The following is a 16,295-nucleotide window of genomic DNA, read 5'->3' on the forward strand; positions in this document are numbered from 1 at the left end:
CCGCGGCAGCTACGGAGTGGCGCCGCGGGAGCTATCCCGCGAGCGCCTCGCAGACGGCGTCGGTGATCGCGACGGAGGTGGCCGTTCCGCCGAGGTCGCCGGGGAGCAGCCCGGGATCCCGGATCACCTTGCCGACCGCGCGGTCGATCCGGGCGCCGGCGTCGATCAGTGCGTTGTCGCGGTGGCGCTCGCCGAGCCACGTCAGCATCAGCCCGCCGGAGAGGATGGTGCCGATGGGGTTGGCGATGCCCCGTCCCGCGATGTCCGGCGCCGAGCCGTGTGCGGCCTGGAAGAAGCCGTTGTCGTCGCCCACCTCCGCCGTCGGCGACATGCCCATCCCGCCGACCGTCGCCGCGCCGAGGTCGGAGATGATGTCACCGAACATGTTCTCCGTGACGATGACGTCGTAGAAGTCCGGCCGCTTCACGAGATGGACCGTCATCGCGTCGATCAGCGCGAAGTCGAGCTCGACGTCCGGGTAGTCCTCGGCGACCTCGCGGGCGACGCGGCGGAAGAAGGCGTAGCTGCGCAGGACGTTGGCCTTGTCGCAGCAGGTCACGCGCTTCCTGCCGTCGCGCGGGGCGCCATTGCGCGACCGCGCCAGCTCGAACGCCTTGCGCACGATCCGCTCGGTCCCCTTGCGGGTGATGATCGAGGTGTCGGACGCGATCTCGCCGCGCACCACGTTGCCGCCGCCGCGCGCCGCGTAGAACCCTTCGGTGTTCTCGCGCAGGATGACGTAGTCGATCTCGCCGGGCTCGAAGTGCCGCAGCGCGGACGTGACGCCCGGATGCAGCTTGATCGGCCGGATGTTGGCATAGAGGTCGAGCCGGAAGCGGAGCTGCAGGCCGAAGTCGAGGCCCGGCTCGGTCCCGTCCGGCGCGGTGACCTCCGGCAGGCCCGCCGCACCGTGGAAGATCGCGTCGGCGTCGCGGCATGCGTTGAAGGTCTCCTCCGGGAAGGAGACGCCGGTCTCCTGCCACAGCCTGGCGCCGGCCGGGTATTCGCGGAACGCCAGCTTGCCTTCGTCGGGCAGCGCCGCCTTGATCGCCCGCAGGCCCGCCTCGCACACCTCGGGGCCGATGCCGTCGCCATGAACGACCGCGATCTCGTAGCGCGTCTTGGGCGTCATCTCGTTCATTCGTCTCTCCGCAGCGGGGTCTTTGGTGGCTCGTCCGAGGGGGCGGTTACTGGGCGAGGAAGCCGCCGTCGACAGGCAGGGTGTGGCCGGTCACCATCGCGGCGGCGGGGCTCGCGAGAAACAGGATCGCCGACGCCACTTCCTCGGGCTCCGCCAGCCGGCGCAGCGGCGTCATGTCGTAGATCCTCGCCATGATGTCCGGCTGATCGAGCAGCGCCCTGATGAAGGGCGTGCGCACGTAGGTCGGCGCGACGGCGTTGACGCGGATCCCGGACGGCGCCCACTCGACCGCGAGGGCACGCGTCATGTTGACGAGGGCGCCCTTGGTCGTCTGGTACGAGACGTTGGGGTAAACGCCGCCGCCGGACAGGCCCATGATCGAGGCGGTCTGCACGATGCTGCCGGGAATGCCCGCCTCGATCATCGCCCGCGCGACGACGCGCGAGGTGAGGAAGCTGCCGGTGAGGTTGACGTCGACCACCTTGTTCCAGTTGCCGAGTGTCTGCGACACCGCCGCCTCCCGGATCGCGACGCCGGCGCAGTTGACGAGGACGCCGGGGACCGCGCGCTCGCAGACCGCCGCGACGGCAGCCTCGACCGAGGACTCGCTGGCGACGTCGCACTGGAGCGCGTAGGCGCCGGCGAGGGGAGCCGCGACGGCCGCCGCCCGGTCGAGATCGAGGTCGAGGACGGCGACCGTCGCGCCGGCCGCGGTCAGCATCGCCGCCGTCGCGGCGCCGATACCGCTCGCGCCGCCGGTGACGATCGCTGTGGTCTGGTCGAGGCGGAAGGGGTGGTTCATGGGATGGTCCTGCAGTTCCGTACGCGTCAGAGCGCGCTCAGGTTCATGGCGGCGACGGCGCCGACGAGCAGCTCCTCGCCCCGCCGGCGCTGGAGGCGGTGCGTGTCCACGGCGAACTCGTACCGTCCGGTCTGGAGCGCCTCCAGCAGCGCGGCATGGTTGTTGGTCGACCGGCGGGTGTAGTCGTCGCTCTGAAGCCGGACCGCGACCACGTGCGCCCTGCGCGCGAAGTCGCGAAGCTGGTGGCCGACGGTGGTGAGCCGACGGTTGCCGGAGAGGCGCATCAGCTCCCGGTGGAAGTCCTCGTCGGCGTCGCACCAGGCCATCCGGTCGTTGTCCGCGGCGGCCGAGCGCATGCGCGCGACCGCATCGTGCAGCGGCGCGAGATAGTCCGCGTCCGGGGCCATGTCGGCGAGGAGCTGCACGGCGACCATCTCCAGGCCGGAGATGGTCTGGTACGCCTCGCGCATGTCCGTGATCGAGACGGGAAGCACGCGGATGCCGCGCCCGCGGGCGATCTCCACGAGCGACTCTGCCTGTAGCCGGAGGAGCGCCTCGCGGACGGGTGTGCGGCTCATCCCGAGCCGGCTCGCCACCTCGCCTTCGTCGACCGCCGTGTTCGGGGCGAACTGCCCCCGCACGATCTGCTCCTTGATGGCGGCGTAGGCGGTATCGGCCGCCTGTCCCATCCGCTCCCCCGTCGCCCGGTTGCGTACCTCTCGCTTAATATATCTCGAGATACATTAAAAGATACACCGGCGGATTGTGCCCGTTTCCGCGCTATTCGCCGTCGACCGGCGCGCGCCGGAACGGCGCCATCTGCGAGAACACGCCGTCCCGCCGGATGAGACCGTGGAACATCGCCGCCGCGATGTGCATCAGCACCAGCGCGAAGAGGGCGAAGGCGAGGTAGTAGTGCGCCGCCCACAGGAGCGTGTGCAGCTCGTCGCTCTGCGGCAGGATCCACGGCACGCGGACGTCGCCGAAAAGGACGATCGGGTAGGCGGCGGTCGAGAGCATCGCCCAGCCGATCAGCGGGATCGCGATCATCAGCGCATAGAGGGCGAGGTGCGAGCCCTCGGCGGCGAGGGCCATCGGCCGGGGAAGGTCCGCGGGGAGCGCCGGGACACCGCTCGCCAACCGGACCCCGAGGCGCACCAGCGCCAGGACCAGGATCGCGACGCCGAGCGTCTTGTGCGTCGCGAGCAGCGGCACGTAGGCCGGCGCGACGGTGGAGACCATCCCGACGCCGATGAAGAGCATCGCGATGATGAGGACGGCCATCAGCCAGTGCAGGAGCCGCTGAAGGGCTGAAAAGCGCGTGCGGGAAGCGGCACCGGTCATGGCTGGGTCCTCGAGGGTTGGCGCGGATAGTCCTTCGCTTCGGCGGTGCGCAGGTCGTAGGAGCGCGCGTAGGTGGCCGACCGTGCGGCGGGGAAGGGGTCGTCCGACACGGTGACGCCGTCGGGCAGGATCGTCGGGTCGAAGTTGATGTCGCGGCAGGGGCCGTCGGGCTCCGCCTCGATCCGGTTCACCTCCAGCGTGCCGACCGTCATCGTCAGTCGGTCGTCGGGCCACGCGACGGTCGGGTCGTTCGTCCGGTCGCCGGGGTCGGCGACGGTGACCGTCATCGTCCACGTCTGCGGCGCCTTCCCGACGCGCTCGGTGATCTCCTCCTCGAGGTGGTTCGAGCCGAGCGCCGCCAGGGCCTCCGGGGTGATCGGGGTCACCGCCGCGTCGGGGTGAAACGACCAGCGCACGGCACGGCGATTGTCCTCGTCGTCGACGAAGACGAACGAGTTGAGGCTGTTGAAGGCATCCTCGGCGTAGCTCGACGTCCACGGCGCGGACTTGGCCCACGACGCGAAGGCCGCGAACTCCGGGTGCGCCGCGACGAAGGCCGGCATGGCGTTGGGATCGGCCGACTTGGCCGCGTTCTGGAGCGCGTAGAAGCCCGCCGGCGTCGAGACGGCGAAGATCGGCGGATCGATCATCGCCATGCGCCAGTACGCCCCGTCGGGGGTGGCGATCTGGAGGCCGATGCCACGGACCCGCACGGTGGCGTCCGCCGCGCCCGGGTTCACCGTGGCGAGGTTGAAGCGGCCGAGCACGGGGTACTCGCCGCTCTTCAGCGCCATGGCGCGCGAGATCTCCGAGCCGGTTCCGTTGGCCTTGAAGACGCCGGTGAAGCAGATGCCCTTGGCGTGGTTGCGCCGGTAGCCGGGGTGCGGGCCGGTCGGCGGGGTCAGCGCGGCGATGAGCTTCTCCGGCGACAGGCGGCCGGGCGTCAGCCACCCGGCTGTATATGCGAACGCCCCGGCCGAGACGGCGACGGTGGCGGCGATCAGGACCAGCGATCCGATGGCGTTTTTCAACGGTGGTGGTGACATGAAACCCTCTCGATGACCTTCGGTGACGGTTCGGGCGGACGATCCGGTCGGGAGGCTCCCGAAGGGCGGCCTATCCGAGCGTGAGCCGCGTCTTGCCGCGGAAGACCCAGTAGGCGTGGGCCTGGTACGCGAGAACGATGGGAACGATCAGGAGGAGGCCGACGCCGGCGAACGCCAGCGTCTGCGGGTCGGCCGCCCCCTGCCAGAGAGTTATGTGGCGCGGCACGACATAGGGCCAGAGGCTGACGACGAGCCCGACGAATCCGAGGAGGAAAAGGGCGAGCGCGAGGACGAAGGTGCCCGCATCGCCACCGGTCCAGATCCGCCGCCAGAGCGTGGCCATGACGGCGGCCGCGAGGAGCGGGACGGGGGACAGCCAGGCGATGCCGGGCCAGGCGAACCAGCGCGCGGCGACTTCAGGCACCGCGATCGCGCTCCAGGCGCTGACGACGACCATCATCGCCCCGGTCAGGAGCAGCGCGGCGTGCGCCACCTCGCGGGCGAAGACCTGCGTCGGCCCGCCGGTCTTCCAGATCAGCCAGCCGGCGCCGAGCAGCGCGTAGCCGCCGAGGAGGCCGAGCCCGCAAGCCAGTCCCAGCCAGCCGAAGGCGTCGAACGGGCCGCCGGCGAACATCCCGTCCCTGACCGTAACGCCGCCGACGAGGCCGCCGAGGATGAAGCCCTGGCAGAGCGTCGCTACCATGGAGCCCGCAGCGAAGGCGAGGTCCCAGACCCACCGCAGGCGGCGCGTCTGCAGGCGGAAGCCGAACGCGACGCCACGGAAGATCAGTGCGAGCAGCATCGTCATCACCGGCAGGTAGAAGGCCGGCAGGAGCACGTAGTAGCCTGCGGGGAATGTGGCGAGGAGCAACGTGCCGCCCATCACGAGCCAGGTCTCGTTGCCGTCCCACACCGGCTCGATGCTCGCCATCATGAGGTCGCGGTCGGCGTCGCGGGGCGCCAGCAGGAAGAGGATTCCGACGCCGAGGTCGAACCCGTCGGCGAGGACGTAGACGACGACGCAGAAGGCGACGAGCGCGGCGAACAGCGCCGGGAGATCGGCGGAGATCAGGGCATTCATGGCATCACTCTCCCGGTGCGGGCGCGGGGCGCGCGGGTAGGGCCGGCGCGGCGCCGGCGAGGGTCGGCGCGCCGCGGTCGGGGCCGGGTCGCAGCGCGGAGGGCATGGGCGTCTCGCCCCCGGCCGGTCCCGCGATCACGATCCGCCGTGCGAACCAGAGGAAGGCGACGAGGAGCACCGCATATGCGGCGATGAAGACGAGGAGCGTCGAGGCCACCGCACCGGCCGCGACCGGCGCGACCGCATCGGCGGTCCTGAGCGCGCCGTAGACGACCCAGGGCTGGCGGCCGGCCTCCGTCGTCGTCCAGCCCGCCAGAACCGCGACGTAGCCGAGCGGCGCCGTCGCCATCACGACGCGCAGGAACCAGCGCGTGTCGTAGAGCCGGCCGCGTGCCCGCAGGATCGCCCCGGTGATCGCCGTCGCCAGCAGGACGAGGCCGATGCCGACCATGATGCGGAAGGCGAAGAAGACCACCGGCACGTCGGGCCGGTCGGCGGGCGGCACGGCCTTCAGACCCTGAACCTCGCCGTTCCACGAATGCGTCAGGTAGAGGCTCGCGACGTGCGGGACCTCGATGGCGAAGCGGTTCCGCTCGGCGCTCATGTCCGGCCATGCGAGGAGGGTCATCGGCGCGCCGCGGGTCGTGTCCCACAGCCCCTCCATCGCCGCCAGCTTCGTCGGCTGGTGGGCGAGCGTGTTGCGGCCGTGGAGGTCACCCAGCACGATCTGCGTCGGCGTCAGGACGAGCACCATCCACATCGCGAGCGAGAACGCCGTCCGGCTCGCCTCGATGTTCCGGCTACGCCGGAGGTGGAAGGCGGAGACGCTGGCGACCACGAAGGCGCTCGTGATGAAGCTCGCGCAGACCATGTGGGCGAGGCGGTAGGGGAACGACGGGTTGATCACGACGTCCCACCAGTCGACCGCGTGATAGATCCCGGCGGCGTCCGCCACCGCGCCCGCCGGCGTCTGCATCCAGCTGTTGGCGGCGAGGATCCAAGTCGTCGAGAGTAGCGTGCCGCCGGCGACCAGACACGCCGCGACGAAGTGCATGGCCTTGCCGACGCGCCCTTCGCCGAACAGCAGGATGCCGATGAACCCGGCCTCGAGGAAGAAGGCCGTCAGTGCCTCGTACATGAAGAGCGGGCCGAGGACGTTGGACACCGAGCGCGAGAAGCCCGCCCAGTTGGTGCCGATCTCGTAGCTCATGACGACGCCGGTCACGACGCCGACGCCGAACGTCAGGGCGAAGATCTTCAGCCAGAAGCGCATCAGGTCGCGGTAGACCGGGCGTCCCGTGCGCCACCACAGGCCGCTCAGCAGCGCCACGAAGGAGGCGAGGCCGATGGTGAGCGTCGGCCACAGGATATGAAATCCGATGGTGAAGGCGAACTGGAGCCGGGCGAGGACGACGGCGTCCATGTCAGACCGCTTCCGCTTCGACGCGCGAACGCACGAGCCGGATCGGCACGGCCTTGTAGGCGGGCGTGAAGCTCATCGGGTCGTGCGACGAGAGCGGCACCAGCGGGTTGGCTTCGGGGTAGTAGGCCGCGCAGCATCCCTTGGGGAAGGCGTATGGCACGACCATGAAGCCGCGCACCGCGCGCTCGGTGCCGTCGGGCGAAATGCCGACGAGGTCGACCCGGTCGCCTGCGGCGAGGCCCCGCTCCTCCATGTCGGCGGCGTTGAGGAAGACGACGTCACGCTGCCCCTCGACGCCGCGATAGCGGTCCGAGAGCGAGTAGAGCGTGGTGTTGTACTGGTCGTGGCTGCGCACGGTGGTGAGCCACAGGGCGTCGGTCTCTTGCGGCGTCGGGTCCTCGCCGACGCCGTCGTAGACGAGGAAGTTCGCCTTCCCGCCCGGCGTCGTCCAGATGCGGTCCCGGGCGGTCGATTCGAGGTGGAAGCCGCCCGGGACGCGGATGCGCGCGTTGAAGCCCTCGAAGATCGGGAAGACGTCCTCGATGGCGTCGCGGATCAGGTCGTAGTCGTCGACGAAGGCCTGCCAGTCGACCACCGACCGGGCGCCGAGCGTGGCCTTCGCGAGGCCGGCGACGATGGCCGGCTCGCTTCTCAGATGCTCCGACGCCGGCGTGTTGCGGCCGGCCGAGGCATGCACCATCGACATCGAGTCCTCGACGGTGATCGACTGCGGGCCGGTCGCCTGGACGTCGACCTCGCTGCGCGAGAGGCAGGGGAGGATCAGCGCCTCGCGGCCGTGCACGAGGTGGCTGCGGTTGAGCTTCGTCGAGACGTGGACGGTGAGGTCGAGCCGCTCGAACGCCGCCCGCGTGACCTCCCAGTCCGGGATTGCGGCGACGATGTTGCCGCCCATCGCGAAGAAGACCCGGGTGTCGCCGCGCACCATCGCCTCGAGCGCGGTCACGACGTTGTGGCCGGGGGCGGACGGCGGCGTGAACCCGAAGCGGCCGCCGAGCCGCTCGAGGAACTCCGCCGACGGGATCTCGGTGATTCCGACCGTGCGGTCGCCCTGGACGTTGGAGTGGCCACGCACGGGGCAGAGGCCGGCGCCGACCCTGCCGATGTTGCCGCGCAGGAGGCAGAGGTTGGCGAGCTGCTGCACCGCGGCGGCGCCGTGCCGGTGCTGCGTCACGCCCATCCCGTAGACGACGATGGCGCGCTCGGCCTTGGCGTAGATCCGGGCGGCCTCCTCGATCTCGGCGCGGGCGAGGCCGGACTGGCGCTCGATGTCGTCCCACCGGGTCGCCTTCAGGTCGGCGACGAGGGCGTCGAAACCGGCGGTGTGGCCCTTGATGAAGTCCCAGTCGAGGACGGCGATCTGCCGCTCGGCCCTCAGCCGCGCGTCATCCTCGATCAGCACCTTCATCAGCCCCTTGAGCACGGCGACGTCGCCGCCGACGCGAAGCTGGTAGAGGTGCCCGCTGATCGGCGTGGAGGTGAGCGTCACCATCTCGACCGGGTTCTGCGGCGCCTGGAAGCGTTCCAGCGCGCGCTCGCGGAACGGGTTGAACGAGACGATGGATGCGCCGCGACGCGAGGCGTTGCGCAGGCTCGTCATCATCCGCGGGCTGTTGGTGCCCGGGTTCTGGCCGAAGATGAAGATGCAGTCGGTGTGGTCGAAGTCCTCGAGCAGCACCGTTCCCTTGCCGACGCCGAGCGAGTGCGGCAGGCCGACGCTGGTCGCCTCGTGGCACATGTTCGAGCAGTCGGGGAAGTTGTTGGTCCCGAACTCGCGCACGAAGAGCTGGTAGAGGAAGGCGGCCTCGTTGGAGGTGCGGCCGGAGGTATAGAACTCGGCCCGGTTCGGATCGTCGAGCCCGTCGAGGTGGCGCGCGATGGTGGCGAACGCCTCCTCCCAGGTCACCGCCCGGTAGCGGTCGGTCGCGGCGTCGTAGGCCATCGGGTGGGTGAGGCGGCCGACCATCTCGAGGTCGTAGTCGTTCCATGCGGCGAGCTCGCTCACTGTGTGGGCGGCGAAGAACTCGGGCGTGCAGCGGTGCGAGGTCGCCTCCCACGCCATCGCCTTGGCGCCGTTCTCGCAGAACTCGAACGACGAGGTGTGTTTGGGATCGGGCCAGGCGCAGCCGGGACAGTCGAAGCCTTCGGGCTGGTTCATGCGCATCAGCGTCGCGGCGCCCTTGGCCAGCGTGTTCTGCCTGGCAAGGGCGGAGCCGGTCGCGGCGAGCGCGTCCCAGCCTCCGGCGGGGTGAGTGTAGAGGCGGATCGACTTGCGCTGGGACATGGGGCGGATCTCGACCGGATTGCTGTGCGATGGGGGGAAGCTGGCGATGGCGGCCCGTCGATTCTTTCGCGTCCGAGGCGCCCCTTGCCGGATTGCACGGCGCTGGCGTGACCGGCGCGGGCCGGCGGGCAGCGGCCCCGCTGTCGCTGCCCTGGGGGAAGCGATGTGCGACGGGGCGGGCGCGTCAGATCGCCGGGCTGGCGCAGGTCGCAGGGCGGCGCGCCGCCGGGGCACCGGGAGAGGCGAACGCGAACGCCAGCGCCTCGTCGTCGAACCGGATGCGGTCGGGGTGGGTGAAGACGTCGAAGCCGTCACGTCGCGTCACGCAGGCGAGGGTGACGCCGGCCGCCGTCGCGACGCGCACCGCGAGTGCGGTCGGCGCGGAGATCGCCACCAGGACCGGGGCGCCGAGGATCGCGGTCTTCTGGACCAGTTCCACCGAAACGCGGCTCGTCATGATCACGGCGCCCCCGGCGGCGTCGCACCCGGTTCTTGCGAGCGCCCCGGACAGCTTGTCGAGCGCGTTGTGCCGGCCGACGTCCTCGCGGACCGTCTCGATCGCGCGGCGCGGGCTCCAGAACGCGGCCGCGTGCATCGCCCGCGTCACGCCGTTCAGCGTCTGGAAGGACGACAGCGTGGCGGTCGCCTCGACGAGGTCGCGCGCCGAGAAGGTGGCGTCGGTGACGACGGGGGGCGGGAGGCGCGCCGCCTCGGCGAGGCTGTCGAGGCCGCACAGGCCGCAGCCGACGGGGCCCGCCATCGCGCGCCGCCGCTCGGCGACCCGCGTCCCCGCATCGTCGGACAGCGTCACGCGAAGTTCGACGCCCTCGTCCCATTCGAGGATCTCGGTGCCGAGGACGTCAGCGGCGGTCGCGGCGGCGCCTTCCGAGAGGCTGAAGCCGGTGGCGAAGTCTTCGAGGTCGGCGGGGGTGGCCATCATCACCGCGTGGGTCGAGCCGCGGTAGGTGATCGCCACCGGCGTCTCCTCCGGAAGGTGCCGGTTCGACGGCAGGGCGCGGAGGTTCCGCCATGCGATGCAGGAGTGCCGTTCCGTCGGTGCAGGAATCATGGGGGCCTCGACGTGTGCATGGGAGGCGGCCGGCGTTTCCGGACACGTCCCACCTCATGCCAGTTGGGCAGCGCCGGCTTGCGCGTCTTTCCGATTTCGCGCCGAATTTGCCGAGACGCCCGGCGGTCGCTGAGCGGCGGCCCCCATTGCAAAGGGCGCGGCCGCACGAACGTCAGCCGGAGACGGCGGGGCGCGCGGGTCGGAGTTCGAGCACGGCACGCAGCGTCAGGGGCATGGTCAGCAGGCCGAGCGCGATCCATAGCGTCGTCTCGTAGCCGTGGGTCAGCAGTGCGGCGGTGGCGGTGCCGGCACCTGCGAGAAGGCTGAGCCAGGTCGCGGCGAGGAGATGGGCCTGGAAGTGATCCCCGCCGCCGAGGCGGAGGTGCGCCAGCTGGGCGCCGAGCTTGTAGAGGGTGCCGGTAACGAAGGTGGCACCGAGTTCGACACCGGCGACGTCCTCCCGCAACCGGTTCTGCATTGCCATCGCGAGGCAGAGGGGCAGGCAGGAGAGGCCATCGGCCACCCGGCCATGAAGCGCGATCGCGCTCGTCAGGAGGGCCGCCTCGCACAGACCGATCGTCAGGACCAGGAGCTGCGGGCGCACGACAATGCCGATCAGGGTGCCGAGATAGGCCCCGAACACGAAGGTCGCGACGATTGCGGCAATGAGGAGGAGGCGCGCGCCGTGGTCGGAGACGAGCGCCACCGCGAGGTCGGTGGTGTTCCCGCTCATGAAGGAGATGTTGAGGCCCGCGAGGTGGACGGCGCCGACGGCATCGACGAAACCGGAGACGGCTGTGAGGTGAAGCGCCGCGAGGGCCCGCGCCACACGCTGCGGACGATCGTCCCGGCGAACCGGGGCGTCCGCGACCCCGCACCGCGGCGGTACGCTGCACGTCATCGGTGCGAGGGCATTGCCGGCGCCGGCGGATTTCGTGTCGTCGCCGCCTTGCGCGGGCGTGCCGCTCTCAGAGCCGTCGGCGATCTCGGCGTTCGACACGGCCTCGACACTCCTTCGCGATCGGGAACGGTCTGCCCCTGACGGGGTGGACATGGGTGCGTGCCGGGGGAGCGTGTCCGGACAGGCGGCCCCGCGCCGTCCGGCGGGGGCGCCCGTTGCGGGAGGCGGGTCTGCACGCGATCCGGAGAATGGGGGACGGCGGTCGGCGATGCATCCTCTGCGAAGATGTACCGCGAGCGTACATGCGTATGACCGTCGCAACTCCATCGCAGCGCGTTGGGCGGTGTGCAGTATGGACATCTCGGATCGTCGAGCCCGGCGGTGCCGCGCCGCAGAGTGATGCGCGGCGCGGCCGTCGCGTGCCGGAGAGGGGCCCCGGCAGGCTGTGCCGGCGGGGCCCGGCGTCGTGCGGCGGTGCCGCGGCGCAAGCGCCCCGGCACCGTAACGGGTCCGACGGGTTACCGCCGGGCCGGATCTCAGCTGTTCTTGACGGTGACGGTGCGCAGGTTGAGGTAGCAGTCGAGCGCCTCGGGGCCGCCCTCCGAGCCGTAGCCGGAATCGTTGATGCCGCCGAACGGCATCTCGGCGGACGGCATCGCCGGCATGTTGACCCAGAGCATCCCCACCTGGACGCGGCGCGACAGCGCGTCGGCGTTGCGCAGCGAGCCGGTGAAGGCGTACCCGGCGAGCCCGTATTCCAGCCGGTTCGCCTCGGCGATCGCGTCGTCGAGGGCGCTGAAGCGGCGCATCGCGATCACCGGTCCGAACGGCTCCTCGTTGTAGACGCGCGCGTCGGTCGGAACGTCCGCCAGCACCGTCGGCTGCCAGAAGTTGCCGCGGTTGCCGATCTGCTCGCCGCCCGTCAGCACCTCCGCGCCGTGGCTGACGGCATCGGCGGTGAGGTCGCGCATCGCGCTGACGCGGCGCGGGTTGGCGAGCGCGCCCATCTGGTTGGCGCCGTCGAGGCCGTCACCGACCGCGAGGCCCTCGGCGAGGCTCGTCACGTCCGCGGCGAAGCGGTCGTAGAGGCTGTCGTGGACGAGGAAGCGGGTCGGCGAGATGCACACCTGGCCGGCGTTGCGGAACTTCGCCATGCCGGCCGACTTCACCGCGAGGTCGAGGTCGGCGTCCTCGCAGACGATCACCGGCGCGTGGCCGCCGAGCTCCATCGAGGAGCGCTTCATGTGCTGGCCGGCCATCGCGGCGAGCTGCTTGCCGACGGCCGTCGAGCCGGTGAACGTGATCTTGCGGATAGACGGGTGGGCGATGAGGTAGCTCGAGATCTCCGCCGGGTTGCCGAAGACGAGGTTGAGGACGCCCGCCGGAAGGCCCGCGTCCTCGAACGTGCGCACCAGCGCAGCGGGCGAGGCGGGCGTCTCCTCCGGCGCCTTCAGGACGACCGAGCAGCCGGACGCGAGCGCCGGGCCGATCTTGCGCACGATCTGGTTGATCGGAAAGTTCCACGGCGTGAAGGCGGCCACCGGGCCGACCGGGTCGCGTACGACCATCTGGCGGATCGCCAGGTCGACGCGCGACGGCACGATGCGCCCGTAGACGCGGCACGCCTCCTCGGCGAACCAGTCGAGGATGTCGGCGGCGGCCAGCGTCTCGGCCTCGGCCTCGCGCAGCGGCTTGCCCTGCTCCATCGTCATCGTCGGCGCGATCGTGCCGACCCGCTCGCGCATCAGCGCGGCGGCGGTGTGGATGATCCCGGCCCGCTTCACCGGCGGCATCTCGCTCCAGACGCGGAAGCCCGCCTCAGCGGCCGCGACGGCCCGCTCCAGCTCCGCCGTCCCGGCATGCGCGACATGGCCGATCGTCTCGCCCGTGGCAGGGTTCTCCACGGGCAGCGTGCGGGCGTCCGACGCCTCCTGCCAGGAGCCGTCGATGAAGAGTTGCGTGTCGATGTAGGTCACGTGGTCGATCCCTTTGGCGCGCCGGCGCGCCGGCACGATGTGGCAGTGCGTGACGGACGGGGCCGGAAGGAGACACGACACCATCTTGCCGGCCGCGATCGCCATAGCGGTCGCGACGACTTCCCCTGGCCCGCTCGTCGCAACGCTCTCGTCCACCAGCGGCGGCGGAAGGTCAACATCGCGTGTCATGGCATCTGTGCCGCCGAGGGCCGTCGAGGGCGGGACCGGGCGCCGGGACCCTTGGCCGGAGCGGCGCGCCGGCGGGGATCGGAACCTCAGCCCGCCGGGTCGCGGAGCGCCGGATCGACCGTGAAGAGGTGCTGGGCGCGGCCGACGCCGCGAAGGGCGAACCGGCCGGTCGAGACGAGGTCCGACCGCTCCTCGTACGCGAGTGCGTCGTGGAAGGCTTCCGAGACGAGGAAGGTCCGGTCCACCGAACGGCAGAGCGTCGCGATCCGGCTGACCTCGTTGACGGCGGGGCCCACGACCGTGAAGTCGAGGCGATGGGCGGCGCCGATGTTGCCGTAGAACACCTCGCCGCAGTGGAGCGCGACGTAGGCGTCCGTCACCGGCAGGCCTTCGTTGCGGCGCCGCGAGGAGACGTCGGCGAGCGCGGTGCGGAACGCCCGCTCGGCGGCGAGCGCGCGTGCCGCGCAGGTCCCGGTGTCACCGTCGCGGAAGACCGCGAGCACGCCGTCGCCGATGAGCTTCATCGTCTCGCCGCCGGCCTTGTCGATCGCGGTCATCGCCGCGTCCGCGTAGTCGTTGAGGAGGGGGATGATCTGGCCGGGGTGTGCGGCATCGGAGATCGCCGTGTAGCTCCGCAGGTCGGAGAACCACAGGACCGCCTCGATGCGCTGCGCCATGCCGCGCAGGATGCGCCCGGTCAGCACCGTCTCCGCCGCGCCGTGGCCGAGGTAGACGTGGGCGAGTGTGCGGGTCATCCGCGCGATGGTGAGGCTCTTGAAGGCGAGGGAGAGCGCCTTCACCAGCTGGCGCAGCCGTGCGAGCTGCGCATCGGTGAAGCCGCCGGCCTGCCGGGTGGTGTAGTGCGAGTAGACGGCATCCATCTCGCCGATGATCGCGTTCTCGCCGATGCGATGCATGAAGGCGATGTAGTCGGTCGCGCCTTCATGGGCGAAGTCCTCGATCATGTGGGCGCCGGTGCGCTCGCCGAGACCGATGCGCACGCGGAACTCCACGTCGTTGCTCTGCGACAGGGCGAAGAACGGCGTGCGCTGCCAGGCCTCCGCGGCCTCGCCCTCGGCGGTGCTGGTGTATTCGCGGATCTGCGGCGCCTCGCCGTCGTCGCGCCACTGGACCGCGCGGCCCTCGAAGGTCGGGTCGAGCATGTCCGCGAAGATGATGATCCGGTGGAAGGGGAGGCCGGTCTCGCGGCACCGCCGGGCGAAGCCGTCGACGAGATCGCGCTCCTCGATGCCTTCGACACCCTTCGCGATGACCCAGTCGAGGACGGGATCGAGCTCCACACCGCACCTCTCGCGGACGTCGGACACGCACTGCTTCTGCCCTGTCGCGGCCGCATCGGCAAGGCGGGACGTGCGAGCGGGACGTTATGGCCGCCGCGCCGGCGGAGAGACCTTCATGCCACGCCGGCTGGGCGCGGACGCGGCCCGGCATCCGCGACGGCGCCGGACACTCGAACTTGTGGCGAGACTCGTGCATGACGCGAGGGATGTGCCGGGCGGACGAGGGACGCTCTCACGCGGGACGTGCCGGGGGGCCTCGCCGCCGGACCCGGCACGGTATGACCGGACTTCGCAGGCGGTTCGGCGCGACGGGGTGAATGTGGAGGCGCCGGGCGCCATGAGTGAAGACATCGTCATCGTGGGCGCCGGCGCGGCCGGCGTCGGAGCGGCGAGGCGGCTCGCCGCCGCCGGGGTGCGCGCGACCGTCGTCGAGGCGCTGCCGCGCGTCGGCGGGCGGGCCTGGACGGTCGAGGCTGCGGGATATCCGCTCGATCTCGGGTGCGGCTGGCTGCACTCGGGCGACCGCAACGCCTGGACGCGGATCGCCGGGGAGACCGGCATGCCGGTCGACGCCCGGACCAGCGCGTGGGGACGGCAGCACCGCGAGCTGGGCCTTGCCCGCGGCGAACAAGAGGAGGCGCGGCGGGCCTTCAACGCCTGGAGCGAGCGGCTCGCCGACGCGCCGCCCGCCAGCGACCGAGCATCCGACGCGCTGGAGCCCAGCAGCCGCTGGAACGCGTACATCCACGCCCTCAGCGGCTTCATCAGCGGCGACGAGCCGGAGCACATCTCCGCGAGCGACATCGCTGCCTACGACGCGGCGTCGACGGGGCGGAACTGGCGTGTTCCGGGGGGCTACGGGGCGCTGGTGGCGGCGAGCCTGCCGCCTGCCGCGACGGTCCACCTCGCGACGTCGGTCGACGCCCTGCGGCTCGATGAGTCCCGCGTGGTCCTGGAGACGTCGGCCGGGACGATGCGCGCCCGCGCCGTCGTCCTCACCGTCTCCAGCGACGTTCTGTCGGGCGGTGCCATCCGCTTCCCCGCCGCGCTCGACCCGTGGCGGGAGGCGGCGGGGCAGCTGCCGCTCGGGCGGGACGAAAAGCTCTTCCTCGAGATCGTCGACGGGGGGCCGTTCGAGACGGAGACCCACCTCATCGGCGATCCGCACGATGCGACGACGGGGGTCTATTATATTCGCCCGTTCGGCCGCCCGGTGATCGAGTGCTTTTTCGGCGGCGCAGGAGCGCGGCTCGTGGCGGCGAACGGGACGAAGGCGACGTTCGCCCGCTGCATCGACCAGCTCGCCGGCCTGCTGGGGTCCGGCGTGCGCGACCATCTCCGCCCGCTGGTCGCGTCGGACTGGGCGGGGACGCCCTCAATCCGTGGCGGCTACAGCTACGCGCGTCCGGGTCGGCGCGCCGCCCGCGAGGTGCTCGCCCGCCCGTACGACGGGCGGATCTTCTTCGCCGGCGAGGCGACACATGCGACCGACTTCTCCACCGCCCACGGCGCTCACGACAGCGGTGTGCGCGCCGCGGAGGAGCTCCTCGCCGCCGTCGCCGACCTCGACGCCGCCGGGCCCGCCTGACGCGGGGGGAGACGTCACGCGAGGCGCCCGCCATGGTAAACTCGGCCGATCGGCGGGCTGGGCGGCATAGCGAGGCGGCATCGAAACCGTAGCGCGACTTTATTTCCGGCGGCCGCCGCATTGGCCGACCAT

At 71.3% G+C, this 16,295-nt stretch carries 13 protein-coding genes; 1 reads left to right on the plus strand and 12 read right to left on the minus strand.

What is annotated here, in order from left to right; translation table 11 throughout:
- Nucleotides 1-31: 31 nt before the first annotated feature.
- The 12 genes from DLJ53_RS26995 to DLJ53_RS27050 form a co-directional block, all read right to left on the minus strand.
- Nucleotides 32-1,141 carry an isocitrate/isopropylmalate dehydrogenase family protein gene (locus tag DLJ53_RS26995; protein ID WP_202913368.1) on the minus strand — a complete coding sequence of 370 codons (1,110 nt, stop codon included), beginning with the start codon at nucleotides 1,139-1,141 and terminating at the stop codon, nucleotides 32-34.
- 46 nt (nucleotides 1,142-1,187) lie between these two features.
- Nucleotides 1,188-1,943, minus strand: coding sequence for an SDR family NAD(P)-dependent oxidoreductase (locus tag DLJ53_RS27000; RefSeq protein WP_111351188.1), 756 nt, complete (start codon nucleotides 1,941-1,943; stop codon nucleotides 1,188-1,190).
- 26 nt (nucleotides 1,944-1,969) lie between these two features.
- Complete coding sequence (locus DLJ53_RS27005; RefSeq protein WP_111351189.1) at nucleotides 1,970-2,632, minus strand: GntR family transcriptional regulator; 663 nt, start codon at nucleotides 2,630-2,632, stop codon at nucleotides 1,970-1,972.
- Between the two features lie 91 nt (nucleotides 2,633-2,723).
- A complete protein-coding gene (locus DLJ53_RS27010) occupies nucleotides 2,724-3,287 on the minus strand; it encodes a cytochrome b (protein ID WP_111351191.1) in 564 nt (187 codons plus the stop codon).
- Nucleotides 3,284-4,333 carry a catalase family peroxidase gene (locus tag DLJ53_RS27015; RefSeq protein WP_111351192.1) on the minus strand — a complete coding sequence of 350 codons (1,050 nt, stop codon included), beginning with the start codon at nucleotides 4,331-4,333 and terminating at the stop codon, nucleotides 3,284-3,286. The genes DLJ53_RS27010 and DLJ53_RS27015 overlap by 4 nt, the downstream gene beginning before the upstream one ends.
- 70 nt (nucleotides 4,334-4,403) lie before the next feature.
- Nucleotides 4,404-5,414, minus strand: a complete 1,011-nt coding sequence (locus DLJ53_RS27020) for a cytochrome d ubiquinol oxidase subunit II (RefSeq protein WP_111351194.1) — start codon at nucleotides 5,412-5,414, stop codon at nucleotides 4,404-4,406.
- Nucleotides 5,415-5,418: 4 nt separating this feature from the next.
- A complete protein-coding gene (locus tag DLJ53_RS27025; RefSeq protein WP_111351195.1) occupies nucleotides 5,419-6,837 on the minus strand; it encodes a cytochrome ubiquinol oxidase subunit I in 1,419 nt (472 codons plus the stop codon).
- Between the two features lies 1 nt (nucleotide 6,838).
- Nucleotides 6,839-9,139, minus strand: coding sequence for an FdhF/YdeP family oxidoreductase (locus tag DLJ53_RS27030; RefSeq protein WP_111351197.1), 2,301 nt, complete (start codon nucleotides 9,137-9,139; stop codon nucleotides 6,839-6,841).
- A gap of 184 nt (nucleotides 9,140-9,323) precedes the next feature.
- On the minus strand, nucleotides 9,324-10,208 hold the full coding sequence (fdhD, locus tag DLJ53_RS27035) for a formate dehydrogenase accessory sulfurtransferase FdhD (RefSeq protein WP_111351199.1): 885 nt from the start codon (nucleotides 10,206-10,208) through the stop codon (nucleotides 9,324-9,326).
- Nucleotides 10,209-10,380: 172 nt separating this feature from the next.
- On the minus strand, nucleotides 10,381-11,208 hold the full coding sequence (locus DLJ53_RS27040; protein ID WP_162409585.1) for a YoaK family protein: 828 nt from the start codon (nucleotides 11,206-11,208) through the stop codon (nucleotides 10,381-10,383).
- Nucleotides 11,209-11,645: 437 nt separating this feature from the next.
- Nucleotides 11,646-13,274, minus strand: a complete 1,629-nt coding sequence (locus DLJ53_RS27045) for an NAD-dependent succinate-semialdehyde dehydrogenase (protein ID WP_244935172.1) — start codon at nucleotides 13,272-13,274, stop codon at nucleotides 11,646-11,648.
- Nucleotides 13,275-13,360: 86 nt separating this feature from the next.
- On the minus strand, nucleotides 13,361-14,602 hold the full coding sequence (locus tag DLJ53_RS27050) for an adenylate/guanylate cyclase domain-containing protein (RefSeq protein WP_202913369.1): 1,242 nt from the start codon (nucleotides 14,600-14,602) through the stop codon (nucleotides 13,361-13,363).
- 310 nt (nucleotides 14,603-14,912) lie between these two features.
- Here DLJ53_RS27050 and DLJ53_RS27055 point away from each other — a divergent pair, with 310 nt between their 5' ends.
- Nucleotides 14,913-16,163, plus strand: a complete 1,251-nt coding sequence (locus tag DLJ53_RS27055) for a flavin monoamine oxidase family protein (protein WP_111351203.1) — start codon at nucleotides 14,913-14,915, stop codon at nucleotides 16,161-16,163.
- Nucleotides 16,164-16,295 lie beyond the last annotated feature (132 nt).

The organism is Acuticoccus sediminis, assembly GCF_003258595.1.
In the GTDB taxonomy this organism is placed as follows: domain Bacteria; phylum Pseudomonadota; class Alphaproteobacteria; order Rhizobiales; family Amorphaceae; genus Acuticoccus; species Acuticoccus sediminis.